Annotated in this window: 21 protein-coding genes and 1 riboswitch; of the genes, 10 read left to right on the plus strand and 11 right to left on the minus strand. The window is 70.1% G+C overall.

Annotated features, from left to right (window positions below; genetic code table 11):
- Positions 1-10: 10 nt before the first annotated feature.
- Genes GF068_RS38140 through GF068_RS38165 form a run of 6 tightly spaced genes read left to right on the plus strand, consistent with a single transcriptional unit; the run spans position 11 to position 7,908 of the window.
- Complete coding sequence (locus tag GF068_RS38140) at positions 11-1,645, plus strand: FHA domain-containing protein (protein WP_153824479.1); 1,635 nt, start codon at positions 11-13, stop codon at positions 1,643-1,645.
- A 7-nt stretch (positions 1,646-1,652) separates the two neighbouring features.
- The gene (locus GF068_RS38145; protein ID WP_153824480.1) at positions 1,653-2,927 is read left to right on the plus strand and encodes a Stp1/IreP family PP2C-type Ser/Thr phosphatase; all 1,275 of its coding nucleotides are present in this window, start codon (positions 1,653-1,655) and stop codon (positions 2,925-2,927) included.
- A 16-nt stretch (positions 2,928-2,943) separates the two neighbouring features.
- Positions 2,944-3,972 (plus strand): trypsin-like serine peptidase, encoded by a 1,029-nt coding sequence (locus GF068_RS38150; RefSeq protein ID WP_153824481.1) that lies wholly within the window; start codon positions 2,944-2,946, stop codon positions 3,970-3,972.
- Positions 3,969-5,339, plus strand: coding sequence for an FHA domain-containing protein (locus GF068_RS38155; protein ID WP_153824482.1), 1,371 nt, complete (start codon positions 3,969-3,971; stop codon positions 5,337-5,339). Before GF068_RS38150 ends, GF068_RS38155 begins: the two co-directional genes overlap by 4 nt.
- Positions 5,340-5,344: 5 nt before the next feature.
- Entirely contained in the window at positions 5,345-6,868 is a 1,524-nt protein-coding gene (locus GF068_RS38160) for an ABC transporter permease (protein WP_153824483.1), read from the plus strand.
- Positions 6,865-7,908 carry an ABC transporter permease gene (locus GF068_RS38165; protein WP_153824484.1) on the plus strand — a complete coding sequence of 348 codons (1,044 nt, stop codon included), beginning with the start codon at positions 6,865-6,867 and terminating at the stop codon, positions 7,906-7,908. Before GF068_RS38160 ends, GF068_RS38165 begins: the two co-directional genes overlap by 4 nt.
- Before the next feature lie 154 nt (positions 7,909-8,062).
- Here the strand turns inward: GF068_RS38165 and GF068_RS38170 are convergent, their stop codons facing one another.
- The 6 genes from GF068_RS38170 to GF068_RS38195 all read right to left on the minus strand — a co-directional run bounded on the left by GF068_RS38170 (position 8,063) and on the right by GF068_RS38195 (position 14,157).
- Positions 8,063-8,443: an STAS domain-containing protein gene (locus tag GF068_RS38170; protein ID WP_153824485.1), complete on the minus strand. Its 381-nt coding sequence runs from the start codon at positions 8,441-8,443 to the stop codon at positions 8,063-8,065.
- Positions 8,440-8,931 (minus strand): hypothetical protein, encoded by a 492-nt coding sequence (locus tag GF068_RS38175; RefSeq protein ID WP_153824486.1) that lies wholly within the window; start codon positions 8,929-8,931, stop codon positions 8,440-8,442. Before GF068_RS38175 ends, GF068_RS38170 begins: the two co-directional genes overlap by 4 nt.
- A gap of 65 nt (positions 8,932-8,996) precedes the next feature.
- Positions 8,997-10,790, minus strand: a complete 1,794-nt coding sequence (locus tag GF068_RS38180; protein ID WP_153824487.1) for a PP2C family protein-serine/threonine phosphatase — start codon at positions 10,788-10,790, stop codon at positions 8,997-8,999.
- Positions 10,787-12,001, minus strand: coding sequence for a multiheme c-type cytochrome (locus GF068_RS38185; RefSeq protein WP_153824488.1), 1,215 nt, complete (start codon positions 11,999-12,001; stop codon positions 10,787-10,789). The genes GF068_RS38180 and GF068_RS38185 overlap by 4 nt, the downstream gene beginning before the upstream one ends.
- Positions 11,998-12,687 carry a plastocyanin/azurin family copper-binding protein gene (locus tag GF068_RS38190; RefSeq protein ID WP_153824489.1) on the minus strand — a complete coding sequence of 230 codons (690 nt, stop codon included), beginning with the start codon at positions 12,685-12,687 and terminating at the stop codon, positions 11,998-12,000. Before GF068_RS38190 ends, GF068_RS38185 begins: the two co-directional genes overlap by 4 nt.
- A gap of 21 nt (positions 12,688-12,708) precedes the next feature.
- Positions 12,709-14,157, minus strand: coding sequence for a porin family protein (locus GF068_RS38195; protein ID WP_170319922.1), 1,449 nt, complete (start codon positions 14,155-14,157; stop codon positions 12,709-12,711).
- A 157-nt stretch (positions 14,158-14,314) separates the two neighbouring features.
- Between GF068_RS38195 and GF068_RS38200 the strand changes: the two genes are divergently transcribed.
- On the plus strand, positions 14,315-15,814 hold the full coding sequence (locus tag GF068_RS38200) for an ATP-binding protein (RefSeq protein ID WP_170319923.1): 1,500 nt from the start codon (positions 14,315-14,317) through the stop codon (positions 15,812-15,814).
- A gap of 154 nt (positions 15,815-15,968) precedes the next feature.
- A complete protein-coding gene (locus tag GF068_RS38205) occupies positions 15,969-16,643 on the plus strand; it encodes a response regulator (protein ID WP_170319924.1) in 675 nt (224 codons plus the stop codon).
- Between the two features lie 11 nt (positions 16,644-16,654).
- On the opposite strand, the gene GF068_RS38210 is transcribed toward GF068_RS38205, so the two are convergent.
- The 4 genes from GF068_RS38210 to GF068_RS38225 all read right to left on the minus strand — a co-directional run bounded on the left by GF068_RS38210 (position 16,655) and on the right by GF068_RS38225 (position 20,542).
- The gene (locus GF068_RS38210) at positions 16,655-17,038 is read right to left on the minus strand and encodes a hypothetical protein (protein WP_153824493.1); all 384 of its coding nucleotides are present in this window, start codon (positions 17,036-17,038) and stop codon (positions 16,655-16,657) included.
- Between the two features lie 91 nt (positions 17,039-17,129).
- Positions 17,130-17,909, minus strand: a complete 780-nt coding sequence (locus GF068_RS38215) for a glycerophosphodiester phosphodiesterase family protein (protein ID WP_153824494.1) — start codon at positions 17,907-17,909, stop codon at positions 17,130-17,132.
- A gap of 5 nt (positions 17,910-17,914) precedes the next feature.
- A complete protein-coding gene (locus GF068_RS38220) occupies positions 17,915-19,927 on the minus strand; it encodes a lysyl oxidase family protein (protein WP_153824495.1) in 2,013 nt (670 codons plus the stop codon).
- A gap of 138 nt (positions 19,928-20,065) precedes the next feature.
- Positions 20,066-20,542, minus strand: a complete 477-nt coding sequence (locus GF068_RS38225) for a nuclear transport factor 2 family protein (protein ID WP_153824496.1) — start codon at positions 20,540-20,542, stop codon at positions 20,066-20,068.
- A 103-nt stretch (positions 20,543-20,645) separates the two neighbouring features.
- A riboswitch (TPP riboswitch) is annotated at positions 20,646-20,760 on the plus strand.
- On the opposite strand from GF068_RS38225, the gene thiC reads away from it, so the two are divergent.
- Positions 20,749-22,629, plus strand: a complete 1,881-nt coding sequence (gene thiC / locus GF068_RS38230; RefSeq protein ID WP_153824497.1) for a phosphomethylpyrimidine synthase ThiC — start codon at positions 20,749-20,751, stop codon at positions 22,627-22,629. Its footprint overlaps the riboswitch before it by 12 nt.
- On the opposite strand, the gene GF068_RS38235 is transcribed toward thiC, so the two are convergent.
- Entirely contained in the window at positions 22,614-23,195 is a 582-nt protein-coding gene (locus GF068_RS38235; protein WP_153824498.1) for a TetR/AcrR family transcriptional regulator, read from the minus strand. The genes thiC and GF068_RS38235 overlap by 16 nt on opposite strands.
- A 157-nt stretch (positions 23,196-23,352) precedes the next feature.
- Between GF068_RS38235 and GF068_RS38240 the strand changes: the two genes are divergently transcribed.
- The gene (locus GF068_RS38240) at positions 23,353-24,552 is read left to right on the plus strand and encodes a cytochrome P450 (protein WP_153824499.1); all 1,200 of its coding nucleotides are present in this window, start codon (positions 23,353-23,355) and stop codon (positions 24,550-24,552) included.
- The last annotated feature ends 14 nt before the right edge of the window (positions 24,553-24,566 follow it).

Genomic DNA, 24,566 nt, shown 5'->3' on the forward strand with positions numbered 1-24,566 from the left:
GCTCGGGCACTTGACTCGAAAGCGCCTCCGCGGTCCTCTCGCGGCTGTGATCTGCGACGTCTGCGGTCGTGAAAACGCCGACAACCTGACGTTTTGCCTCGATTGTGGAAGGCGCCTCCGGCAAGGGCGCGGCGTGCCGCCCACGCCGCCCCACGGCATGGAGCGCGTCGAGCGCGCTGCCGTCGCCGAGCCCCGCGCCTCGGACGACGAGCCGAGCTCCGCTCCCGCGATCGCTTCGAACCCCGCTCCCTCGGCGAACCCGACGTCCGCGAACCCGACGTCCGCGAACCCGACGTCCGCGAACCCGACGTCGGGGAGCCCCGCGTCTGGCAGCCCCACGTCCGGCGGCTCGTCTTCGTCCCCGAGGCCCTCCCAGCCGCGCTCCCGCCCCGAAGCCCCCGCGCTTCAGTTCACCGTCTCCTTCGGCGCCGACGCGATCACGACGTGCCCGAGCTGCCGCTCGTCGAACCCGCCTGGGTATCGCTTCTGCGTGACGTGTGGCGCCTCGCTCGGTCGCCCCGCGGCGGCGCCGACCGAGGCCGCGGTGGTCCGTCGCGCGTCCGAGCCCGAGCCCGACTCGGTCGCCGCGCCGCCCGCGCGCCTCTCCCCCGTGCCTGCCGCGCCGGCCCCTGCGCCTCGGCCCGTCCTTCCTCGTTCGATGCCCGCGCCGACCCCGGAGAGCGCTCCGGTCGCGAACCCCGACGACACGGGTGACAAGATCATCGGCGCGCCCGTCGTGGGCATCGCGACGGCCCGGACCGGCCCTCCGCGCCTCGTCCGTTGCGCTCGGTGCCATGGCCACTCCGCCGAGGGCATGCGCTTCTGCAAGTACTGCGGCGCGCCGCTCGACGAGGGGGAGAAGGCCGTCCGCGTCGAAGCCGAGCCCTCGTTCGCCGAGCCCGTGTCGGCGACCCCCACCCGCCGGGACGAGCGCCTGGTGTCGGCCTTCGTGGCGCCTTCGCCCGCGAGCCCTTCGGTCACCCCGGGCCGCCTCCAGACGGGCCGGCTCGTCGTGATCGTGGAGGATGGCAGCGAAGGCAAGTCGTTTCCGCTCGTGGACCGGCAGGTCGACGTGGGCCGGACCGAGGGGGACATCCTCCTCTCGGACGATCTGTACGTCTCCCCGCGGCATGCGCGCCTGCTGCCCCAGGGTGGTCACTGGATCCTCCGGAACCTTCACTCCACGAACGGGGTCTACCGGCGTATCCGGGAACCGCACGCGCTGAAGGACGGCGACTTGCTCCTCCTGGGCCTCGAAGTGTTACAGTTCGAAACCGTGAACGACGCGGAGCGAGGGCTCGGGCATGCAACCCAGCACGGGACCCTTTTGTTCGGGTCTCCCTCGACGCCGCGGCGCGCGCGGCTCTGTCAGCGGACGGTCGAGGGCGTGACCCGCGACGTTTACCACTTGTTCCGGGATGAAACGGTGATCGGTCGAGAGGTGGGAGACATCGTTTTCACGGCCGACCCGTTCCTGTCGAGGCGGCACGCCGTGCTCCGCAGGAGCCCGATGAGCGGCGAGTTCACGGTCATGGATCTGGACTCGTCGAACGGCACCTACGTCGCGATCCGATCCGACGTGACCCTCGACAACGGCGATTTCCTCCGCATCGGCCAGCACCTGTTCCGGGTGGACCTCTCGTAGTGAGCCCATGAGCGAACAAGCCTCCCGAGAGACGCAGCCCGACTCGAACCGCTCCGCGGACAGCGCCCAGGGTGTACCCAGCGAGCGCAAGGTGGAGAAGCCCACGCCGATCAAGCTCCGCTTGTTCGGTCGCACGGACGTCGGTCAGGTGCGCGAGCACAACGAGGACAACTTCATCGTCGCGGACCTGACGAAGGCGAGCCGCGGCTTGATGGAGACGGACCGAAACCAGCTCGTCGGCGAGCGCGGCGTGTTGCTCGGCGTCTGCGACGGCATGGGCGGCGCGGCGGCGGGCGAGGTCGCCAGCCAGCTCGCGGTCGACATCATCTTCCAGAAGATGATCTCGGGCGAGCCGCCGAAGGATCACGACGAGATCGCCGCGCGCCTCGTACACGCGATCGAGTCGGCGGGCCTGCGCATCTTCAGCGAGGCGAAGCTCGATCGCACGCGGCGCGGCATGGGCACGACGTCCACCGTGGCGGCGCTCGTCGACGATCACCTCTTCATCGGCCAGGTCGGCGACAGCCGCGCGTACATCCTGCGCGGCGACAGGCTCGTGCAGGTCACGCGTGATCAGTCGCTCGTGAACCAGCTCATCGAGGCCGGTCAGCTCACCGAGGAGGAGGCCGAGACCTTCGAGCACAACAACATCATCCTGCAGGCGCTCGGCACCTCGGACAGCGTGCAGGTGGACCTCACGTTCGTGGAGCTCAAGCGCGGCGACACGCTCCTGCTCTGCTCCGACGGGCTCTCGGGCATGGTGCGCAACGAGGAGATCCGCGAGGTCCTGCGCACGGTCGATGACCCGCTCGAGATCTGCAAGACGCTGACCGATCGGGCGAACCAGGCCGGCGGCCACGACAACATCACCGTCGTCGTGTCGAAGTTCGAGGGCGAGGCGCTGCCCGAGCCGACGGAAGAGGACATCACGGGGCTGCGCTACCGCAAGTACCAGCTCCCCGAGCCCATGCCGCCGAGCTCGCTCTCGGCCCCCGATCCGAGCCGCCGTGTCAAGGAGCTCGATCAGCCGAAGATCTCGGTGCCGCTCACGCCGCTGCCGTCCTCGTCCTCCGAGGGGCACCGCCGCGAGAGCGACTCCGAGCGGCGGGAAGACGCCTCGAAGGACGGAGAGGGTCCATCTTCGTACGGGCCGCGCTCGCACGGCTCCGACGATCCGATCCACATCCCGACCGACGGCGCGCCGCAGTGGCTCATCGTGATGATGATCGTGAGCGCGCTCGCGTGCATCACGATCGCCGGGTACTACCTGCTCAAACCCTAGAGCGTATACTCGCCGGATGCCGAGCGAGCTGCCGCGCGAGGCGATGGACGCGGACGGACGGGTCGACGTCGCGACCGCGCAACGCATCGTCGAGAACGCGGTAGCGCACGCGACGAGGGGCCACGATAAGAGCGCGCAGATCGTCGACGCGAAGGTCGCGGAGGCGACGCGGCGAGGCGCGCGGCTGAACGCGCTGCTCACGTTCGGCGTGGTGATGACGCTCGTCGCGCTCGTGGTGGCGGCGATCGTCGTCTACCGCTCGCAGCGCGCCGCGGCGATCCTCACGGCCGAGGCGGGGCTCGACCAGGGCCCGGTGCAGGCGCCCGTGGGGACGTTGCCGACGAAGGTGCTCTCGGGGCGCGAGATCTACGAACAGAACAAGGGCGCGCTCTTCGTCCTCGCCTACACGCAGAACCGGCGCATCAGCGGCTGCTGCAGCGCCTTCGCGATCGGCAAGAGCCTGCTCGTGACCAACGCCCACTGCGTCACGTCGTGCGGGACCCGCGGCGGAAAGCCCGTGGTCGTGCAGAACGAGTCGGGCGGGAAGGTCGAGCTCGAGGTCATCGCGCAGCGCGCGCACCCGACGTACAACACGAAGTCGAAGCGCGCCGACACGCCCGACGTGGCGCTGCTCCGCGTGAAGGGCACGTTGCCCGTGGCCGTCACGCTGGCGAGCGACACGGAGCTGCGCGCGCTCGGGCCTGGCGACGACGTGTACGTGCTCGGATTCCCAGGGCGGGTGATGGATCCGGTGAGCCCGTCGGCGACGTTCTTGAGCGGGCACCTCGGCCGGCTGATGGGCTTCGACGAGCAGGCCACGTCGGCCGACAAGGCCACGGTGATCCTGCACGACGCGATCACGCGCGGCGGCAACAGCGGCAGCCCCATCTTCAACCAGTACGGGCACGTCATCGGCGTCCACGCGGCCCACGTGGACGACGAGGAAGACATCTCCATCGCCGGGCAGAAGACGAAGATCGTGCAAGCGTCTCCTTACCGCATCGGCATGCGGATCGACCTCGTGCGCGGGGTACCCACGCCGTGAACCTGCGCATCGTGCACGTCGCCGGGGCCAGGGCAGGTGCGGCGCAGACCTTCGAGCGTGACCTCGTGCGGCTCGGCCGCGCGCCGGACAACGACGTCGTCTTCGACGCGAACCACGACCGAGAGGCGAGCGGCTACCACGCGGAGCTGCGCCGCGAGGGCGGCGCGTGGTTCGTCGTGGATCTCGGCAGCCGCAACGGCACGTTCGCGAACGGGCAGCGGATCCAGAGGCACGCGCTCGCGGCGGGGACCGAGGTGAGCTTCGGCGCGAAAGGCCCGCGCATCCGGATCGAGCTCGTGCCCGTCGCGCAGCGGCTCGCGCCGCAGCCGATGCCGCAGCCTGCGCCTCCTGCGGGCGCGCGCGTCGGGCAGCGGACGATCGCGATGATGATCTCGCAGGCCGTGGCCGTGGCGAGCGGGCGGAACAAGCAGCTCGGGCAGACGGCGCAGCTCAACGCGATCGTCGAGCAGAAGGTCACGGCGGCGACCGCGTCGCAGCGGAGGACCGCGTACGCGCTCGGCGGGCTGCTCGTCGTCGCGCTCGGCGCGCTCGGCGGGCTCATCTTCTGGAGCACCCGCTCGCAGGACGAGATCCAGCACCTGCGCGAGGAGCTCGCGCAGATGCCGCCCGAGGATCCGCGCCGCAAGGAGATCGAGGGGCGGCTCGGCAACCTGCACCCGGCGAACGCGAGCTTCGGCAGAAACCTCTACGAACGGTCGAAGAAGGGCATCTTCATGCTCGCCTCGAAGGGGGAGGGCTTCTGCACCGCGTTCGCCGTCCGGCCCTCGATCCTCGCGACGAGCGCGCACTGCATCCGGGAGGCGAAGGCGAAGGGCTCGGTGGTCGCGCTGGAGAACGAGGGGCGCGGGCAAGCGCGCTTCGACGTGATCGAGATGCGCACGCACCCCGGCTATCGCCCGGCCGATCAGGACAGCATCACGCCCGACGTCGGGGTCGTGACCATCCGCGGCCGCTCGGCCGTCGTGCTGGAGCTCGCGTCGAAGCAGGAGCTCTCGGCGATGGGCGCGGGGGATGACGTCTACCTCATCGGCTTCCCCGGTCGCTTGATGGACACGACGAACCCCGCCGCGACCTTCCTCGCCGCGCACATCGGCCGCGTCACGGGCGCGTCCGGCCGGCCCGCGCCATACCAGGAGAGCTGGCTCGTGCAGCACGACGCCGCGACCACGCGCGGCTCGAACGGCAGCCCCGTGTGGAGCGGCCAGGGCAAGGTGATCGCGGTGAACTCGGGCGGCTACCTCGAAGAGGGCGAGGAGAAGATCGCGGGTCGAAAGACGGAGGTCGTGAAGGCCTCGCCGTACAAGTTCGGCATGCGGATCGATCTCGTCGAGGCGCTGCTCAAGTAGTCACGATGCTCAGGCTCGCGCTCCGACGGTTGCTGCTCATCCTGCCCACGTTGATCGGGGTCTCGCTCGTCACGTTCCTGTTCCTCTCGTACGTCCCCGATCCGACGGACGATCCGTCGCTCCCCGTCACGCCGTCCGAGCGCGCGCGCCTCCGCCGCGAGCGCTTCCTCGATCTGCCGACGTTCATCAACTTCGGGACGCGCGACGTGCGCGCGCGGGCAGGCGACGCGATGCACGCGATCGTCGAGGGTGACGCCGAGCAGAAGGCCCGAGGGCGCGCCGAGCTCGCGCGGCTCGGCGGCGCGGCGTTGCCTCACGTCCTGCCCGCGCTCGACACGCTCGCGGTCGGGCCACGCGCCGAGGTCGCGCTCGCGCTCGCGCCGGTCGGCGAGCGTATGGGTTTGTCGGGCGAGAGGCTCTCGGATCCGGCGCGCGCGGTGGCCTTCTGGACCCGCTTCTGGGACGACCGCGGCATCGAGTTCCGGCGCGCCTCCGTGCGCAGCGCTGTCCGCAGGCTCGCGCGGTACGGCAGCGCCTCGCGCGCGGCCGAGCTCCGCGATCTCGACACCTTCGTGTTGGAGGACGTCCTCGGCGCGCTCGAGCGCCCGAGCGACGCCGCCTCGTTCGAGCGCGCCCGGGCCCTCGTCGACATCGCCGCCCACGTCACGGGCCGCGAAGATCGCATCTCGCCTGGCGACGACTACGAGACGGCGCTCGCCTGTGTCGAGCGATGGGCCTCGTTCTGGATGGTCTACAAGAACGACTTCGTGACGCTCGACGGCCCCTCGCGGTTCGCGGCCATCGTGCTCGAGACGCGGTACGGCAAGTGGGCGCTCGGCGCCGTCACGCGTCGGCTCGGCGTGGGCATCGACGGCGTGCCCGTCCTCGACGGCATCTTCCGGCGCGCGCCGGTCACGCTCACGCTCGTGTTCGGCGCGATCGCCCTGGCCTACGCGGCGGCCGTGCCGATCGGGCTCCTCGGAGCCGCGTCGCGCGGGCGACGTCGTGACGGGATCACGGCCGCCATCGTGCTCGTGCTGTACGCGATCCCCACCGCCTTCTTCGCGATCCTGGCCGCGCGCGCCTCCGTCGGAGGCGGCCTCTTCTTGCCCACGGTCGTCCTCGCCCTCGGCCTCGTCGCCGCGCCGGCGCGCCAGGCTCGCGTGGGCCTCGCGTCGGCGTTCGAGCAGGATCACGTGCGTGCTTCGCTCGCGCGGGGGGCGAGCCGCGCGCGCGCCCTCTTCGTGCATGCGCTCCCGAGCGCGCTCCTCCCGGTCGTCACGCTCGCCACGCTCGAGGCGCCGATGGCCCTCGGCGGCGCCTTCGTCGTCGAGCGCGTCTTCGCCCTAGAGGGCCTCGGCGCGGCCACGATCGTCGCCGTGCAATCGCGCGACACGAGCTGGCTCATGGCCGTCTCGATCTTCACGGCCGCGACGGCGACGCTCGGGGTCATCCTGACGGATCTCGTGTACACCCGGCTCGATCCTCGGCTCGCGCAGAGCATCCTGCGTCAGAGGTCGCGCGCATGAGCCACCGCTCGAACGTGATCCGGCGCGTCGCGCAGAGCCGCCGCGCGGGCCTCGGCGCCGCGCTGCTCGGATTGCTCGTGCTCGTCGGTGTCTTCGCCGAGATCCTCGCGGCGCCCGCGCCGCTCCTCGCCGTCGGGCCACGTGGCGTCGAGATCCTCCCTGCGATCGTGCACGTCGATCGGTACGAGCACCTCTCCGCGGACGAGGTCGCGCGCTCGTACGACGGCGCCTTCACCGTCTGGCCGCTCGTGCGATCCGGCCCCGCGGCGCCGAGCGCGGCCGGCCCCTTCGCGCCCTCGTCCCGCGCGCATCCGCTCGGCACCGACGAGAAGGGCCGCGACCTCTTCGCGCGCCTCGTCTACGGCGCTCGCACCGCGCTCGGCCTCTCGCTCGTCGCGGTCCTCGTGAGCGCCTTCCTCGGCGTGCTCCTCGGCGGCCTCTCGGGCATCCGCGGCGGCACCTCGCGGGACATCCTCGTGCGGCTCGTCGAGACTGTCGATACGTTCCCGGCGATCCTCGTCGTCGCGCTCGTGCGTGCGATCGAGCGTGAGCCCTCGGCCCTCTCGCTCGTGCTCGCGGTGGCCTTCGTGCGCTGGGCGGAGGTCGCGCGCCTCGTGCATGCCGAGACCTTGCGTGGCGCGTCGGAGGACTACGCGCTCGCGGCGCGCGCGCTCGGCGCCTCGCGGGCGCGGATCTTCTTGCGTCACGTGCTCCCGAACGCGCTCGGCCCCGTCACCGTGAGCTCGGTGTTCGGCGTGGCCTCCATCGTGCTCCTCGAGGCGGCGATCTCGTTCCTCGAGATGGGCGCGCCGACGTCGGCGGCGTCGTGGGGCGAGACGCTCGCCGAAGGCGCGCGCAACCCTGCGGCGCTCCGCTTGCTGGTCCTGCCAGCCTTCCTGCTCCTCGTGACCGTGGGCGGCTCGTACCTCGTCGCCGATGCCTTGCGTGACGCGATGGATCCGCGCGCGGTCGGGAGGCGACGGAACGAAACGTATCGTTCGTTCGGGCCTCCCGCGGACGAGCCACGCGCCTCCGGATGACGATACGTCACCACCCGTGATGGGCTTGCAACACGTCGCGCTCCCGACGTACGTTGAAAAAAGCCCGGTCTCCTTGGAAGGCTTGGGCGCGGCCCGGCGTGCTGACCAACCTCGCCGGGCCTCTTTCATTTGAGCCCCAACGATCGCGTCGGCGTCACGGCTCGATGGTGATGAGATCGACCGCGAAGCACCGCAGCGCGTGCAGGCTCCGTCGTTGCCAGTGCATCTCGGGGTTCGAGGCGAGCCGGATCTTGTACTGCTTGCTCGGGTCGAGATCGACGACCTCGCTGATCCACGACACGAAGCTCTTGAAGCAGGACGAGTTCATGAACTCGAGCTTCTGGAAATCCACGCGCACCTCGGCCGCGCCGAGCCGCAGCGCCTCGCCGTGCAGGCGCGGCAGCAGCGCGTCCAGGCTGTCCTTCGCGGCCATGTCCGCGTTGCCCGAGAGGGTGAGGACGAGCGATTGTCCCTCGGCGTCGGCGTTCGCGGCGAAGTCGCGCAGCGAGACCGAGAGATCCCCGAGCGCGCTCACGAGCTCCTCCGCGCCCTGACGGTCGTCTGCGCCAGGATCGTGACCCTGTCGTCCTCGATGGTGTGGCTCATCGTCATCTCCCCTTCGGCACGTACACGCACGAGACCGAGCCCCGAGCCCACCTTCCGCTTGGCGCTGCGCGCCATCGCGACCTGGTAGTGGCTGAAGGGATCGTCGTGCCGGCTCATCTCTTCGAAGATAGCGGCGACCGCGGCGATGTGTTCGGCGTCCGCCCGGTTCACGAGCCGGATGGAGACGGTGCTCGTCGTCTCTCCGGGCTCGAACGTGATCGACAAAAACGTCGCGCCGTCGCTCGCGTATTTGACGGCGTTCTCCAGCAGCTCGTGGGTCGCGAGCGCCATCCGCGACACGGTGTCTCGGTCCTCGATCATCCGATCGTAGAAGTCGGACACGAACCTCCGGACGATCGAGATGAGCTCGACGTTGGGCTGGAACGAAAGCTCGAACGCGGTTGGGGTCAGGGTCATCGGTCCTCGCGGTCCTCGCGGTCCTCACGAACAGGCGCGGCCGTGGATCTGCCGCAGAATCTAGCCTAACCCGCCCCGGCCGTCTCGATCGCTCGGTAACGCAACACGAGCAGCGTCACGTCGTCGTCCTGGGCCTCCGCGAAGGCCGCCACGTCGTCGAGGATCACGTCGCGGATCTTCTCCACCGGCTCGGCCCCGAGCGCTTCGATCCGCTCCGTGAGCCGCTTCATCCCGTACATCTCGCCCGACGCGCTCCGCGCCTCCGTCACGCCGTCCGTATAGAGCACCATCACGTCGCCGTCTTCCAGGACGAGCTCGTCATCTTGCACGGTCCGCGTGATGTCACGCATCGCGCCGACCCAGGGCCCGAGCGTGGGGATCATCTCGGCCTTCCCGGTCCTCGCCCGCAGGATCACGATGTCCTCGTGCGCGCCGGCGAACACCACGCGGCCGCTCCGATGATACCGCATCACCGTCAGCGTCACGTGCTCGTCGTTGCGCAACCGGTTCCGGATGTTGTCGTAAAGCACGAGGTTCAGGACCCGCACGATGTCCTTCGGCGCCGCGTTCGGGTCTTCCCGGCCGAGCGCCGCGATCGCGCTCTGCACCATGAGCATCACGAGCCCCGATTGCAGCCCGTGCCCCGCCACGTCGCCGATCGCGAGCACGCCGCCTCCCTCCACCGGGAAGACGTCGTAGTAGTCGCCGCCGACCTCGCTCGCCGGGATCATCCGCGCCGCCACCTCGAGCCCCGGCACGTCGAGGCGCCGCGGCAGGATCGACGTCTGGATGCGCGCGCTGATCTCGAGCTCCTTCTCGAGCCGCTCCTTCGCGGCCATCTGCTTGCGCGACTCCGCGAGCTCACGCGCCATCCGGTTCATCGCCTCTCCGAGCGCGCGGAGCTCCGTCGGCCCGGACGTCGCCGCCTGCGTGTCGAGGTTTCCCTTCGACACGTCGGACACGAGCGCCATCAGCCCGTCGACCGGCCGCGACAGCCTGCGCGAGAGCACGAGCGCCACCGCCGCCGCCGCCACGAGCGCCAGGAGCGCGATGAGCGCCACGCGTGCTTCGAGCTCGCGCGACGTCGCGAGCGCTCGATCGAGCGAGCGCGCGAGGTGGACCGTTCGCGCCGCGCCCGTGCCCGCGCCGAGCGCCCGCGACGTCGTGATGTACGGCCCGCCCTCGCCCGCGGCCGGCGCCGTGAACATGCGGAGCACCTCCTCCGGCGCGTCCGTTCCATCTTCGAGCTTCGAGTGCGCCACCACCGCGGGGCCGTCCGTCACTGCCACCACGCTCCCCGTCTGCAGACGCACCTCTTCTGCGAGCGCGTCTCCGAGCGCGAAGCCCAGCACGAGCACGCCGACCGTCTCGGTCCCGAACGAGAGCCGCCGCGCGACCACCTCGTAGAGCTTGCCCTCGTTCGTCCAGAGCCCCGACGCCTCGCCTTCGCGCAGCGCGCCCGAGACGATCGGATCCTTCGACATGTCGAAGCCCGACGCCTTCGGATCGGCCACGTCCGCGAGCAGGCTCCCCGCTCCGTCCGTCATCAGGAACAGATCACTCTGCACCGCTTTGCGCAGCTCGACGGCCACGCCGTACACCGTCTCCGGCGACACGTCCTCCGTCGCCACCACGGCCTTGACCCGCGGCTCCTCCGCCACGACGTGCGCCTTGTCCGCGTGCGCGCGCAGCCGCGCTCCGCGGTGCGCCTCGAAGACCCGCGCGCTTCGCTCGAGCGCCTCGCCGAGCTCCTCCCGCGCGCGCCGCTCCAGCACGATCGCCGCGCTCCCCGCCGTGGCGACCGTGATCGCCGCGATGAGGAGCACGATCCAGAGGAGCAACGTGCTCCTGAGCTTCATGGCCTGATCACCACCGTCTTCGGCAGGTGCTCGCGCCCCTTGCCGGCTCGTTTCTCGCCGAACGGGATCTCGATCCTCCCCATCGATCGCTCCTCGGCCGGCACGCCGAGCGCCGCCGTGATCGCGGGCGACGCGCTCCTCCACGCGACCTCGATCACGAGCGAGCCTGCTCGCGGCGCGTCGAGCTCGAACGTGAACGTCCGCGCCCCGCCCGCCGCGATCCGCTCGTCGCTCTTCTCGGCCCGCGCCGCGTAAAACGGCACCTCGCGCCCTGCGTCGTCCACGAGCACCCGCCCGAGCACGCGCTCCTCGCGCGCTTGCGAAGGGCCCGCGTCGTCGCGCGCCTCGACGCGCACCACGACCTGCCTCCCTGGCATCCCGGACGGCACCGCGTGTCCTGCGCCTTCGTTCTTCAGCACCACGGAGACCTCGAGTTTACCCGCTCGTTCGGCCGCCGACGCCACGATCCCGAGCGCCTTGCGGATGATCTCGCCTCCCTGGCCCATGAACCCGTGGTGCCCCACGCGCACCTTCCGCTCCGCGCCCGTCGCCGCGTGGGTCAGCTCCGCCGGCATGTGGCACTCCTGGCAGGCCGTGCCGGAGATCGAGAAGCTCGACGCGCGCCACTCGGCGTACTCGGTGAAGATCGGCAGGCTCTTGCCGCTGCCGAGTGGCATCGAGAACGCGTGACAACCGCCGCAGATGCGCGCCTCGCGGAACGACGGCGCGCAGCCCATCTTGTGGAAGTAGTTGTCTTTCGCGTCGCAGTACGGGCCGAATTTGCGATTTGCTTCGAGGTCGAACGAAAGCTGCGGCCTGTCCCCCTTCTCCGTGACCTCGCGGATCGCGTGGCAGGCCTCGCACGTCACGCCCTCGTCCACCGCCATCTCCGCGGGATCCGTCAGCGCCGCGAGCGGCGCGTGGCACGCCTCGCAGCCGGGGTCCTTCGCGCGCTCCCGCATCGCCACGTACAGCGGCGATCGACGCGCCGCCGCGTGCGCCGACGTCTTCCACTCCGCGTGGAGCGTGTCGTGGCACTCGCCGCATCGATCGGCTGGAAACGCGCGGGCGCGCGGGGGCGGGGGCGTCGGTTTGTCCGAGGAGGGCGAGGCGGCGGCGGCGGATGAGGCCGCTCGGTTCGAGGGCGCGGCGCCCTCACGCGGCGCGGAGGGCTCGCAGGCGCAGGCGACGCAGGCGACGAGCGCCGTCACTTGTAGCGGCCGTATGGCGTCCCGTCCTTTCTCAGGTGCCGCTTCGGCGCCGCGCCTTCCTTCACCGTCGGCCGGAACGACGCCGCGCCGCCCGCCGCGATCGTCACCTCGCCGCGCGCCTCCTGCCCGTGGGCGTGCCACGCGACGATGGGATACGTCCCCGCGGGGACGTTCTTGATCTGGAACGATCCATCCTTGCCCGTCACGGCGTAGAAGCCGTTGTCGAGCACCTTGATCTTCGTGACCATCTGCGGGTGGATGTTGCAGTAGACGTCCACCACGCCCGCCTCGCGGAACGTGACGGATTTGCTCTCGCCGCTCTTGTACAGCCCGAGATCGAAGCGCGCGGCCTTCGAGACCGAAAAGACGTTGTGGAAGACCTTGTCGTCGTTGGGGAACTCGACGGTCGTGCCCTTCACGATGACCATCAAGCCCGGCGAAAACGTGAGGTTCTTCTGCCGGATCTGCCGCTTGCCGGCCGGGGCGGGCGCGCCGGGCGCGTTCTCCAGGTAGACCACCACGCCCGACCGATCAGCCTTCGGCGCGTCGTCCACGAGGACCGTCACCACGCCCGCGACGTTGCCCGCGGCGGGCGCTTCGGCGTGGCTCTCCCGCGAGGCGACGAGCGGCGCCGTCACCGCGCCGAGGGTGATCACGAAAGCCAGGAGCCGAGAGCAACCACGCATGCGCCATTCTCCTCGGGGTCGTCAGTATTTCAGGAGCATCGAGCTCGTGAACACGTCGTTCGGAAACTGGGGGGCGCGGCCCAGCTCGCGGTTGAGATTGTACTCGGCCTTGAGGAGGAGATGGGGACCGAGCTCCATCCGCACCCCGGCCGTCGCGCGAAGGGCCTGGGATACATAGACGAAGCTCCGGCCGCTTCGATGCAGCGCGTCGCGCACGTCGACCCGCGCATACGGCGTGAGCCAGTTCAAGACCCGGTAGCCCGCCTGCACGTAACCGCCGCGGTACCGCAGGCAAGGAGCGAGGCTGCAAGGCGCCTCTCCAGGCGCGGCCTTGCCGTCGACGACGCCCTGCATGAGCTCGGCCGTCACGTCGAAATCGCGCCAATCGAGGTGCAGGTCCACGCCGACGTGCGTGTGCAGCGCGTCCTCGGCGCTCTGCAGGTCCTGCGCCCCGATCGAGCCCGAGAGCCCGACCTCGAGCCCGGCGCCGAGCGGCGCGCGGGCGGCGATCCGGCCTGCCGCGGTCTTCCAGTCGTTCCGGTCGATCTCGCCGTGAAATGGGAACGTCTCGGCCCCGTGGCTCCCGTTCGTCACGGCCACGTTCAGGATCATCGCCCCGTCCCAGAACTTCCCGCGCGCCTTCACGCCGAGCGGCGAGCCGCAGGTGTATCGGCAGAGCAAGGACGGCGTCACCCCGAGCCGGTCGGGCGCCTCGCGGCTCCGGTACTCCCAGCCGAGCACCGAATCGAACTTCCCCGCATAGAGGCTGAGCTCGAAGCGCTCGATCGGCACGAGGTACTCCGCGTAGGCGAGCTTCACGTCGATGAAATCGCCGAGCGCCCGGTCCCCCGGCGCCGAGACGTCCCTCGCCCGCGGCACGAAGTCGATCGAGGCCGTCAGCGTGAGATCCTCGCGCGGGGCCGCGAAGAGCTGCATGTTGAGCGCGTTCACGGCGAACGACGATTTGCCGCCGCTATCGACGGAGTCGAACGTGAGCGCCCGCGACTCGCCGGTGTCCGCGGGCTCGCCGCGCGCGTTCACCATCGTCGAGAGCGGGTCGCCGTAAAACACCCACGATTGCGGGACCTCCCCCCGCCACTCGGGGAAATGGCGGTGCCCGATGTCGCTCCGTATCCCCGCCCCCGTGCCCGTCGCCCGGAAAAAACCGAAGTCGAGGTAGCCCCCGAGCTTGCTCGCGATCGGCAGGAGCTTCTGGATCTGCTGGTCGAAGAAGCTCGCGTCGTCCTCGAGCTTCGCCACCTTCTCGCGCGCCGCCTCGTTCTGCTTCGCCGCGCGCTCGAGCTCCGCGACGCGCTCGCGCATGCGCCGGTTCTCCTCCTCGAGCGCGCGGAGCCGGTCGTCGACCGTTCGTCCCGGCCCCTCGGCCTTTGCCTCCCCCTCCGCCGCGCGCGCCGCGGGAGGCACGATTCCGACGGCCATGAAGAGCACGATCGAGAACGGCTTCCTCATGCGCTGGGCTCCGACGCGACCCTACAGGGCCGCGCCGTCCTCGTCGAGCGTTGATTGCGCTCACGCTCCGCCTTCGGATTCGGTAGGATGCCTCCCGGCAAGGGGGCCCGTTGTTGTTCGAACCCGTGTGCGATCCTGCCGTGTCGCGAGGGCAGCCTTGAGCTCGGCCGCGCTCCCCAGCGAGCTCGTCGTGCGCTTCCGCGGCGTCGCGCTCACGCGGCTCGATCGCGTCGAGGGCCATTGGGGCAACTTCATGCACGGCGAGGGCGGGCTCGAGCTCGCGGCCGAGATGCAGCAGGAGCTGCACACGCTGAAGGGCGAGGCCCGGATGATGCACTTCGGCGGGCTCGCCACGCTCTGCCACGCGCTCGAGGGCCTCGTCGCGGCCGTCGCGCGGCGCGGCCGGCGCGTGCCCGAGGACGTCGACCCCGTCGTCACCATGGCCATCCGCTTCATGGTCGTGATCCTGCGGCGCAAGGACGCGGCCCCCGCCGCGGGCATGGACGTCGACGGCTTCGTCCGGCAGATCGAGGAGGTCCTCGCCGAGATCTCGGCCGACGCCGAGCCCGAGGCGCCCGTGCCCGTCCCGGAGCCACGCTCGGCCGCCTTCGACCTGCCCGATCGAGTCTCGATGGTCACGCAGCAGCGCCTCGCGGCCCTCGCGGCGCGGGTCTTCGTCGAGCACGTCGCGGCGGGGCGCGCGCGCGGCCGGCTCGGCGACGTCTTCCGCGCGCTCGCCGAGGAGGTCGGCTCGCTCTCGGCCATCCCCCTCGCGCCGCGCCTCTCGCCTCACGAGGAGGCGGCGCGGGCCCTCGCGGAGAGCCTCGGCAAGGACGTCCGCGTGGCCTTCGACGTGGGCGACGTGCGCGTGCGCGCCGAGGTCGCCGAGGCGGTGGAGGTCGTCCTCTTGCACGCGCTCCGCAACGCGGTGGATCACGGCGTCGAGCGGCCCGAGGTGCGGCGCGCCGCGGGCAAGCCCGAGCGCGCGTCGATCGTCGTCTCGGCGCGGCAGAAGGGCGCCGAGGTCGAGATGTCCGTCGAGGACGACGGCGCGGGCGTGAACTTCGACGCCGTGCGGGAGCGCGTGGTGGATCTCGGCCTCTCCACGGCGGAGGGGGCCGCGCGCGCGCGGGACGACGACCTGACGGAGCTGCTCTTCCGCCCTGGGATGAGCACGCGCACCGAGGTGACGGACGTCTCGGGCCGCGGGATCGGCCTCGACGCGGCGCGGGCCGCCATCCAGCGGGTCGGCGGCCGCGTCGCCCTCAGCACGCGGCGCGGCCAGGGCGCGACGCTCCGGATCCGCGTCCCTCAGGCGAGCCACCTCCTGCCTGTTGTCTGTTTCCCGGCGCGGGGGGCGGATCTCGTGCTCGCGGTGGCGACGAGCGGCGGCGTCCGCGTCGTGCCGGCCGAGGGGGGGATGCCGGCCGTCGATCCGGTGGAATATTTCGATATGGCGCCCCCGGGCGGGGCGCGGAGCGGCGAGGGCGTGCGGATCGAGGTGCGGCGCGGCGAGGCCCGCTTCACCTTGCGTGGCGGCGGCGAGCCCTGGGCGGCCCTGGCCACGCGGCTTTGTCCCACGGCTGACGAATGCCCTGCGGAGATCGTGTGTGTCGACGGGATGGACGTGCTGCTCGTGCGGCCCGAGGTATTCTGAGTCCGTCCATACCCCCGGTTTTTCCGCCGCGCGCGTGAATCGTGCCCTATGGTTACGTCCTTCTTGCCGTGGCTCGGGCGAGTCGGATACGATGACCGTCAATGGCCCCGTGCATGTCGCCCGGGACCCCACCCTCGTCCGACGAGAGGCATCGATGAGCGCGACGAAGCGACGGATTCTCGTGGTCGACGACAGCGAGATTTGCCGCGAGCTCGTCAAGCTGCTCCTGCAATCCCGTGGATTCGAGGTCGTCACGCTCGACTCGCCCTTCGGGTTCGGGGCGGCGGTCGCGCGCGAGCAGCCCGATCTCGTGCTCGTCGACGTGAACATGCCGGCGCTGCCCGGGGGTAAGCTGGTCGAGGTGGCGATCCAGAAGGGCATCCTCACGTGCCCCATCGTGTTTCACTCCGACCGGCCGGCGCGTGAGCTGCAGAGCCTGGTTTTGAGCACGGGCGCCTCGGGGTTCATCCCGAAGACCAACGACGCCGACGAGCTCGCGTCGCGGGTGGAAGAGTACCTGAATGGCACGTGGCAGAAGCGGGATCGCGCCCCGGAGAGCATCCGGCCGAGCACGGCGCCGCCCGGCCCGCGCACCGACGTCCCGCCGCGGGTCCCGCGCTCCTCCGAGCTGCCGGCCCTCTCGGGCACCTCGTCCCAGTCCTTGCCTCCCCTGACCGCGGCGTCGATCTCGTCCCGCAACACGGACGCCCCGCCCATGTCGCAGCGCAGCTTCGACGCGGCGCCCCTCTCGCAACGCTCGCCCGACGCGGCGCCGCACTCGCAGCGGACGGTGACGTCCTCGACCGGCTGGGTGCGCGGCAAGTTCTAGAATCGCCGCGACTACGGCAGGTTGCAGGTCGTATTGACGTAGGTGCGCCAGACGTCCTGCGCGCGGCCGATGGTCCTGCCGGACGCGTTCGTCACCCGGATGTTGCGCCGGATGAGGTTGCTGCACGTCCGGAACCGCCGGAGATACTGGGCCATTGCGTTCTTGCACTCGACGACCTGCTGCCACGTACAGGTCTGCTCCGGCTCCGCGCCCATGTGGCGGCGATAGCCCCGGTCCGTGGGCATGGGCAGGTACCCCTGCGCGATGTCCGTACACGCCTGGTTCGCGGCGTCCCAGCCCATCTGGAATGCATTGTTCGTGCAGTAGGCGCTGGCCGTCCCGCTCGTGAGCAGGCCCGAAAGGAGCGCCGCGGCGATGGTCAACTGGATCTTCATGGTATGCCCCTCCGAGGGAATGCCTCGCCCGACCAACAGGGTCGGGCGGACAGCCCCATCTGCAGAGGACATGGCGCCCGTCCGTCCGGCGTCAATCGCCGCGGCCGAACACGCGCGCGCCCATCTCCGGGAAATCCGTCATGATCCCGTCCACGCCCATCGCGAGGAGCGCGCGCATCTCGGCCTCGTCGTTGATCACCCACGCGTGCACCTCCAGCCCGCACGCGTGCGCGACGGCCACGAAATGTGGCGTCACGATCGGGATCCCCGCGTGGTCCGTCGGCACCTGGAGCGCGAACCCCCGCGCCACGTAGCCCGGGTTTCCGCCATTGCAGAGAAACTCCAGCGACTCGGGCAGACACATCCCCGTCAAGACCGCCGGCATCCGCCGCCGGATCTTCGCCATCAAGGACCCCGGCTCCGCCGTCAAGAGCACCCGCTCCCGCGCGTCGTGCCGATCGAGCAGCCATTTCACCGCCGAGACCAGCGCCTCGTCGTCCACCTTGAGCTCGATGTTGAGCGGCACGTCCGGCAGCGACGTCAGGAGCTCCGCGAGCGTCGGCACCCGGATGCCGCGGCCCCGGAACGGCAGCTCGCCGTCCGGATCCCTGAAATGGTGACCCGCGTCGAGCTCCTTGATCTCGCCGAGCCGCATCTTCGAGGCCGGCCCCGCCCCGTCCGTCGTGCGCGCCACGTCCTCGTCGTGCAGCACGATCACCTCCTCGTCGGCCGTGAGGTGCACGTCGAGCTCGAGGCGGTCCGCCCCCGCCGCGAGCGCGGCGGCGAAGGCGGGCAGCGTGTTCTCGGGCGCCACGCCGGAGGCGCCGCGGTGCGCGAACAGGCGGGGGCGGGGGCCGTCCTTGTAATGCATGGTGATTACTGGATGGTCACCGGCACCGTGGCCGTGTTGTTGTCGAGGCTCACCTCCTCGAACTCGCGGCTCGGGTTCAGCTTCACCTGGATGAAGTACTCCCCCGGCGCCACGTCCGTGATGTCGAGCCACTGGCAATCGAGCGTGTTGCCGTAGAGGTCCGACCAGCCGCGCTGGATGCCCTGATCCTCGCAGGAGTAGATCTTGTTGCAGCCCACGTTCGGGCCCTGTGCGATCTGCTGCGTGTCCTCCATGCAATACGCCTGCTTGCGCCCGGCCACGATCTCCTTGCCGTCCTTGTCGAGCAGCGCGTACGTCGCGAAGCCATTGAAGTGGTAATGGCCGTGGCAGGGCGAGAAGAGGAAGAGGTCCGGCCGCTCCGCCGGCGGCGGCACCGTCAAGGTCGCCATGCCCTGGTTCTTCGCCTCCACGCTGAAGCGCAGGAGCTTGCGCTTGCCCGTCCCGCCCACGCACTCTTCGATGAACGCGCACGAGTTCTCGCTCACGTCGAGCTCGTCGAAGAGGATCTCCTCGAGGAGGCGCTTCTCGTCGATCACGAGGTCCGGCATCGCCTCGTTCGCCGCGTGGCAGCCGCAGTCCGTCCCGCAGAACTCGCCCGCGCCGCAGGGCGGATCGCAGACCGGGGCCTCGTTGTCGCAGTCCGCGAAGACCTGGCATTTCGACGTCGCCGGCACGCAGAGCGAGCCCTCCGCGCAGGTGCCGCACGTCCCGCCGCAGCCGTCGTCGCCGCATTGCTTGCCCCCGCAGTCGGGCACGCACGGGTCGGGCCGGCAGCGGCCCTCGGCCGTGCACGCCTCGCCCGCGGGGCAGGTCCCGCAGTCGCCGCCGCAGCCGTCGTCCGTGCCGCAGAACAGGCCGTCGCAATGCGGGACGCAGCCGTCCACCGTGAACTTCACCTGCAGATCGAACGGGCCGTATTGCGAGGCGTCGAACCCGTCGACGATGAGGTAATACGTCCCCGGATCGAGCGCCGCGTCCACGCGCGAGCCGTAATCGCCGGGCGGCGAGGCGTCGTCGCTGCAGCCCGCGTTCGCGGCGGTGTTGTAGCCGATGCATTCGTTCCCGGGCGTCGCCGTGTCGTCCTTCCGGAGGTGGATCACCGTGTCGTAGCCGGAGACGCGCGCCTCGATGCCCATCTTCTCCGTCAGCGTGAACGTGTAGACCGTCTCCGCCGCGGTGCTCGTCGAATTACACGTCGGCACGGACTCGTGCAGGCCGCCGGTCGTGTCCCCCTGGATCTGGTGGACCCCGAGCAGCGCCGTGCCCGCCGGGAGCAGCTCGAGCGGCGCCGCGCAGGATCCGGGCTGGTTCGCGGGTTTGCACTCGTTCGTCGCGTTCACGCACGCCTCGCCCGCGGGGCAGGTCGCGCAGACCCCGCCGCAGCCGTCGTCGCCGCAGGCCTTGCCCGTGCAATCGGGCGTGCAATCCGACGTGCACGCCGCGCAGCTCGGGCCGAGCTCGTGCGCGCAGGTGTCCTTCGCCTCGTCGCAGGTGTCCGTCGTGCATTCGGCGCCGTCGTCGCACGGGTTCGTCCCGCTCACGCACTGGCCCGCGACGAGCCGCTCCGCGCCGTTGCAGTAGACGCCGTCGCTGCAGGTGAGCTCCGTGGCGGGCGTCGTGATCGTGTCGCCGAACCGCGCGCCCTCGTAGTTGGCGTCGAGGTTCAGCTTGAAGAGGCCCGTGCGCACGGGGGACGTCAACTTGCCCGTGAACGTGCCCCTCGCGCCCGGCTCGACCTCACCCGCGAGCGCGAGCGACGCGCTCGGGAACGCCTGTCCTTCGCCGAGCGCGAGCGTCACCTCGCCGGGCACCCACGTCGCTTGCCCGCTGTTTCGCGCGTCGACCTGCACGTTCACCACGTCGCCGGGCCTGGCCCGCGTGTCGATCGTGGCGACGGCGTCCGCGATGTCGAACTCGGCGACGTCGACCGAGCAGCCGGGGACGAAGAGGTGGAGCGCGGGGAGGAAGCAGAGCGGGAGCAGCCGACGAAAACGCATACGGTCGATGATAAGCGAGCCACGACGTCTTCCACGCGGGAAATGTGTTGCTTCTTTGCCAGGAAGACGTCGTGGTCCGGCAGGAAGACGTCGACGGACGGAAGGTCGACGAAATCTCTAACGCGTCGCGTCGAAGTCTCAGCCCTCGGGGTGCGTCGCCATGTACTCGGCGAGCCCCTTCTTTGCCATGGTGCGGACCTTGTTCTGCAGGAACGGCGTCCACCCGAGGACGAGCCCCGCGGGGCCGAGCGCCATCCGGCTCCAGCGCCAGAAACTGAATCGGTCCGTGTGGCGCGTGATCTTGCCGTCCCTGCATTCGAAGGAGGCGTCGATCACGTTGTGCACCTTCCGGCCCGACGCCGAGAACGTGTACCTCGCCTCCCAGTGCGCGCTTCCCGTGGAATCATCGGCGCGCACGTCGCTGAATTCGAGCTCGAGGTCTTTCCCTCGCTCGCAGAGCATGCGCCACATCCCGCGCGCCTCGGCCCCGCGGAGCTCGCCGAAGGCCGGGTCCGTGAAGACGACGTCCGGGTGATAACAGGCGACCATTCCTTCGGCGTCGCGCTTCTGGAAGGACCGATAAAATTGTTCGATCAAGGCTTGATTCGGGTGCATGGCAGGCGGGCGAGCGGACCACGGCCCGGCCGGGCCGTCAAGCCGCCGCGCTCGGGCGTGTCGTTCGGCCGTTGACGCCGCGTCACATTTCGATCAGACCGTCGGCTCGACCTAGGGGAGCCTCTGGCTGAGACGGCCTCTCGTGATTTGCGGGCGGGCCGAACCCTCGGAACCTGAACCGGTTCGTACCGGCGGAGGGAAGTGTCATGAGCACGGTGAAACAGCAGCGGGTCGACGAGGCCCGCCTCCAGACCATCACGCGCGGGCCGCTGCCCGGATCGAAGAAGACGTACCAGCCGGGCGTCCTCCACCCCGACCTGCGCGTCCCGCTGCGCGAAATCGAGCAAACGCCGACGCGGGAAGGGCACGGCGATACGGCGCGCCTCGTGCCGAACCCGCCCGTCTGCGTCTACGACACGAGCGGCCCGTACACCGACCCCGAGGCCGAGATCGACGTGAAGAAGGGCCTCTCGCCCCTGCGCGCCGCGTGGATCCGCTCGCGCGAGGACGTGACGGAGCTCTCGGGCGTGAGCTCGGCGTATGGGCGGAAGCGCCTCGAGGATCCCTCCCTCGACGCATTACGTTTCCACGCGGGCCGCCGCCCGCTGCGCGCCGCGGCCGGGAAAAACGTCACGCAGATGCATTACGCGCGGCGCGGGATCATCACGCCCGAGATGGAGTTCGTCGCCGTGCGCGAGCAGCAGCGCGCGGCCGAGCGGATCCGCAAGCAGCACCCGGGCCGCTCGTTCGGCGCGGCGATCCCCGAGCGGATCACGCCCGCGTTCGTCCGCGACGAGGTCGCCCGCGGCAGGGCCATCATCCCGGCGAACGTCAATCACCCCGAGCTCGAGCCGATGATCATCGGGCGGAACTTCCTCGTGAAGATCAACGCCAACATCGGCAACAGCGCCGTCACCTCCTCGATCGAGGAGGAGGTCGAGAAGATGGTCTGGGCGATCCGCTGGGGCGCCGACACCGTGATGGACCTGTCCACGGGCCGGAACATCCACGAGACGCGCGAGTGGATCCTGCGAAACTCCCCCGTGCCCATCGGCACCGTGCCCATTTACCAGGCGCTCGAGAAGGTCTCTGGCAAGGCCGAGGACCTCACCTGGGAGATCTACCGCGACACCTTGATCGAGCAGGCCGAGCAGGGCGTCGATTACTTCACGATCCACGCGGGCGTGCTCCTTCGTTACGTCCCGCTCACGGCGAACCGATTGACGGGTATCGTCTCGCGCGGCGGCAGTATCCTCGCGAAATGGTGCCTCGCGCACCACGAGGAGAACTTCCTCTACACGCATTTCGAGGAGATCTGCGAGATCATGCGGGCCTACGACGTGAGCTTCTCGCTCGGCGACGGCCTGCGGCCCGGCTCGATCGCGGACGCGAACGACGAGGCGCAGATGGCCGAGCTCGCGACGCTCGGCGAGCTCACGCAGATCGCCTGGAAGCACGACGTGCAGGTGATGATCGAGGGCCCGGGGCACGTGCCGATGCACATGATCGAGCACAACATGACCGAGCAATTGCGCATCTGCCACGAGGCGCCTTTTTATACGCTCGGGCCCCTCACGACGGACATCGCGCCCGGCTACGACCATTTCACGAGTGGCATCGGCGCCGCCATGATCGGCTGGTTCGGCACGGCGATGCTCTGTTACGTCACGCCGAAGGAGCACCTCGGCCTGCCGAACCGCGACGACGTGAAGGAGGGCGTGATCACCTACAAGATCGCGGCGCACGCGGCGGATCTCGCCAAGGGCCACCCGGGCGCGCAGGCGCGCGACGACGCGATGAGCAAGGCGCGCTTCGAGTTCCGCTGGGAGGACCAGTTCAACCTCGGCCTCGATCCGGAGCGGGCCCGCGCCTTCCACGACGAGACGTTGCCCAGCGAGAACGCGAAGGTCGCCCATTTCTGCTCGATGTGCGGCCCGCATTTCTGCTCGATGAAGATCACCGAGGACGTGCGCAAATACGCCGCCGAGAGGGGCGAGGTCCTGCCGGAGAAGGCGCTCGTGCGTGGCATGAAGGAGAAAAGCGCCGAGTTCGTGGGCGGCGGGAGCGAGATTTACAAGAAGGTCTGACGCCGGGGGCGCCCGAGCAGGCGCCTGCCCGCGTCGAGCAGGTGCCTTCGCAGGGTCTCGTCGTCGATGCCCGCGTATTCGGGGGCGCCGCCGGCCATCGCGAGCCCCGCCAGCATGACGTGCACGCTGATCGCGTCGGCGAGGCTCGGGCTCGGGCCCGCGAAGACCGTGCTCATCTTCGTCGACAGGTCCTCGCCCTGGGGGGCCTGGAACGTCCGGTTCACGACACGCCGCATCCCGGGATCGCTGTTCCACAGGCCGACCAGCAAGCGCTGGCGAACGATGATCTCGACGAACCCGGCGAGCGCGTGATCGATCTGCGCGCCCCGGCTCCGCTTCGTCCGCGCCTGCTCGATCACCGCGTCGAGCTCCTGGAGCGCGGGCGCGGCGACGGCCTCGATGATCTCGTCCTTCGTCTTGAAATGGTAGTAGACGGCCGCCTTCGTGACGCCGAGCTCGTCGGCGATCATCTGCAGCGACGTGCCCTCCACCCCGCGCTCGCTGAAGAGCCGGAGCGTGGTGTCGAGAAGCCTCGCTCGGGTGTCGCTTCCAGAAAGGCCGGCCATCTGCGCTCTCCTCGCGGAACGCGGGGACAGTAGCCCGCTCCTCGCCGTCCGGCACGCTTTCCGAACGCTTCGCCGCGTACGCGTCACCTCCTAGCCGATCGGCTTGCGATGCACTAGCCGATCGGCTAGTTTCGGGATCCCACAGGAGGTGGCATTCATGTCAGCCGATCCCGTTCCGCCGCTCGCCATTGCCAGGACCTGCCCTTACGCGCCGCCTGCGCAACACCAGGCGCTCCGAAAAGAGGCACCCATCTCCAAGGTCAAGTTGCCCTCGGGCGCGACGGCCTGGGCGGTCACCCGGTACGAGGACATCCGGACGCTCCTGTCCGATCCGCGGTTCAGCTCGAGCCGGCGCCACCCCGGCTTTCCGCACCTGACGCCGTTCGTGCTGCCGCCGCTGAATCCGAGGCCGTTTCTGATCGACATGGACGGGCAGGAGCACGCGGCCGCGCGCCGGGCCGTGGTGGGTGAATTCACCGTGAAGCGCAGCGCGGCGCTCGCGACGCGTATCCAGCAAATCGTGGACGAGCACATCGGCGTGATGCTGGCCGGGCCGCGCCCGGTCGATCTGGTGCAGGCGCTCTCCCTGCCCGTGCCGTCCCTCGTGATCTGCGAGCTGCTCGGCGTGCCTTATGCCGACCACGCGTTTTTCCAGACGCGCTCCACGAATCTCGTGAATCGCAACACGCCGATGGAAGAGAAGGCGAGCGCCTTCTTCGAGCTCCTCGGGTATCTGAACAAGCTCGTGACCGACAAGGAGGAGAAGCCAACCGACGACCTCATCGGCCGGCAGATCCAGAAGTTACGCGAGGAGGGCACGTACGATCACGACGCCATGCTCAACCTCGCCTTCATCCTCCTCATCGCCGGGCACGAGACGACGGCGAACATGATCTCGCTGAGCACGCTCGTGCTCCTGAAGCACCCCGAGAAGCTCGCGGCCCTCCGGAAGGACCCCGAAAAGACGCCGGCCGCCGTCGAGGAGCTCCTGCGTTATTTCACCATCGCGGAGAGCGGCATCGGTCGCGTCACGACCGAGGAGGTGGAGCTCGGCGGCGTGCGTATCCCGGCCGGGGAGGGCGTCATCGTGCTGGCCAACGTCGGAAACCGCGATCCCGAGGTCTTCGAGGACGCGGATACGCTCGACCTCGCGCGTGGCGCCCGCAATCACCTGGCCTTCGGCTTCGGCCCGCACCAGTGCCTCGGCCAGAACCTGGCCCGGCTGGAGCTGCAGATCGTCATCGACACGTTGTTCCGGCGTATCCCCGAGCTGCGCCCCGCCGTGCCCGAGTCGGAGCTCTCCTTCAAGGAAGACGCGCTGGTGTACGGCATGCACGAGTTCCCCGTGACCTGGTGAGCCCCGCACGAGCC

Source organism: Polyangium spumosum (assembly GCF_009649845.1).
Taxonomy (GTDB): Bacteria; Myxococcota_A; Polyangia; order Polyangiales; family Polyangiaceae; genus Polyangium; species Polyangium spumosum.

Excerpts from the sequence above, each read along its gene's own strand:
- GF068_RS38145 (WP_153824480.1), top strand. The coding sequence starts at position 1,653 with ATGAGCGAACAAGCCTCCCGAGAGACGCAGCCCGACTCGAACCGCTCC.
- GF068_RS38150 (WP_153824481.1), top strand. The coding sequence starts at position 2,944 with ATGCCGAGCGAGCTGCCGCGCGAGGCGATGGACGCGGACGGACGGGTC.
- GF068_RS38160 (WP_153824483.1), top strand. The coding sequence starts at position 5,345 with ATGCTCAGGCTCGCGCTCCGACGGTTGCTGCTCATCCTGCCCACGTTG.
- GF068_RS38165 (WP_153824484.1), top strand. The coding sequence starts at position 6,865 with ATGAGCCACCGCTCGAACGTGATCCGGCGCGTCGCGCAGAGCCGCCGC.
- GF068_RS38175 (WP_153824486.1), bottom strand. The coding sequence starts at position 8,931 with ATGACCCTGACCCCAACCGCGTTCGAGCTTTCGTTCCAGCCCAACGTC.
- GF068_RS38180 (WP_153824487.1), bottom strand. The coding sequence starts at position 10,790 with ATGAAGCTCAGGAGCACGTTGCTCCTCTGGATCGTGCTCCTCATCGCG.
- GF068_RS38190 (WP_153824489.1), bottom strand. The coding sequence starts at position 12,687 with ATGCGTGGTTGCTCTCGGCTCCTGGCTTTCGTGATCACCCTCGGCGCG.
- GF068_RS38195 (WP_170319922.1), bottom strand. The coding sequence starts at position 14,157 with ATGAGGAAGCCGTTCTCGATCGTGCTCTTCATGGCCGTCGGAATCGTG.
- GF068_RS38205 (WP_170319924.1), top strand. The coding sequence starts at position 15,969 with ATGAGCGCGACGAAGCGACGGATTCTCGTGGTCGACGACAGCGAGATT.
- GF068_RS38210 (WP_153824493.1), bottom strand. The coding sequence starts at position 17,038 with ATGAAGATCCAGTTGACCATCGCCGCGGCGCTCCTTTCGGGCCTGCTC.
- GF068_RS38215 (WP_153824494.1), bottom strand. The coding sequence starts at position 17,909 with ATGCATTACAAGGACGGCCCCCGCCCCCGCCTGTTCGCGCACCGCGGC.
- GF068_RS38220 (WP_153824495.1), bottom strand. The coding sequence starts at position 19,927 with ATGCGTTTTCGTCGGCTGCTCCCGCTCTGCTTCCTCCCCGCGCTCCAC.
- GF068_RS38225 (WP_153824496.1), bottom strand. The coding sequence starts at position 20,542 with ATGCACCCGAATCAAGCCTTGATCGAACAATTTTATCGGTCCTTCCAG.
- thiC (WP_153824497.1), top strand. The coding sequence starts at position 20,749 with ATGAGCACGGTGAAACAGCAGCGGGTCGACGAGGCCCGCCTCCAGACC.
- GF068_RS38235 (WP_153824498.1), bottom strand. The coding sequence starts at position 23,195 with ATGGCCGGCCTTTCTGGAAGCGACACCCGAGCGAGGCTTCTCGACACC.
- GF068_RS38240 (WP_153824499.1), top strand. The coding sequence starts at position 23,353 with ATGTCAGCCGATCCCGTTCCGCCGCTCGCCATTGCCAGGACCTGCCCT.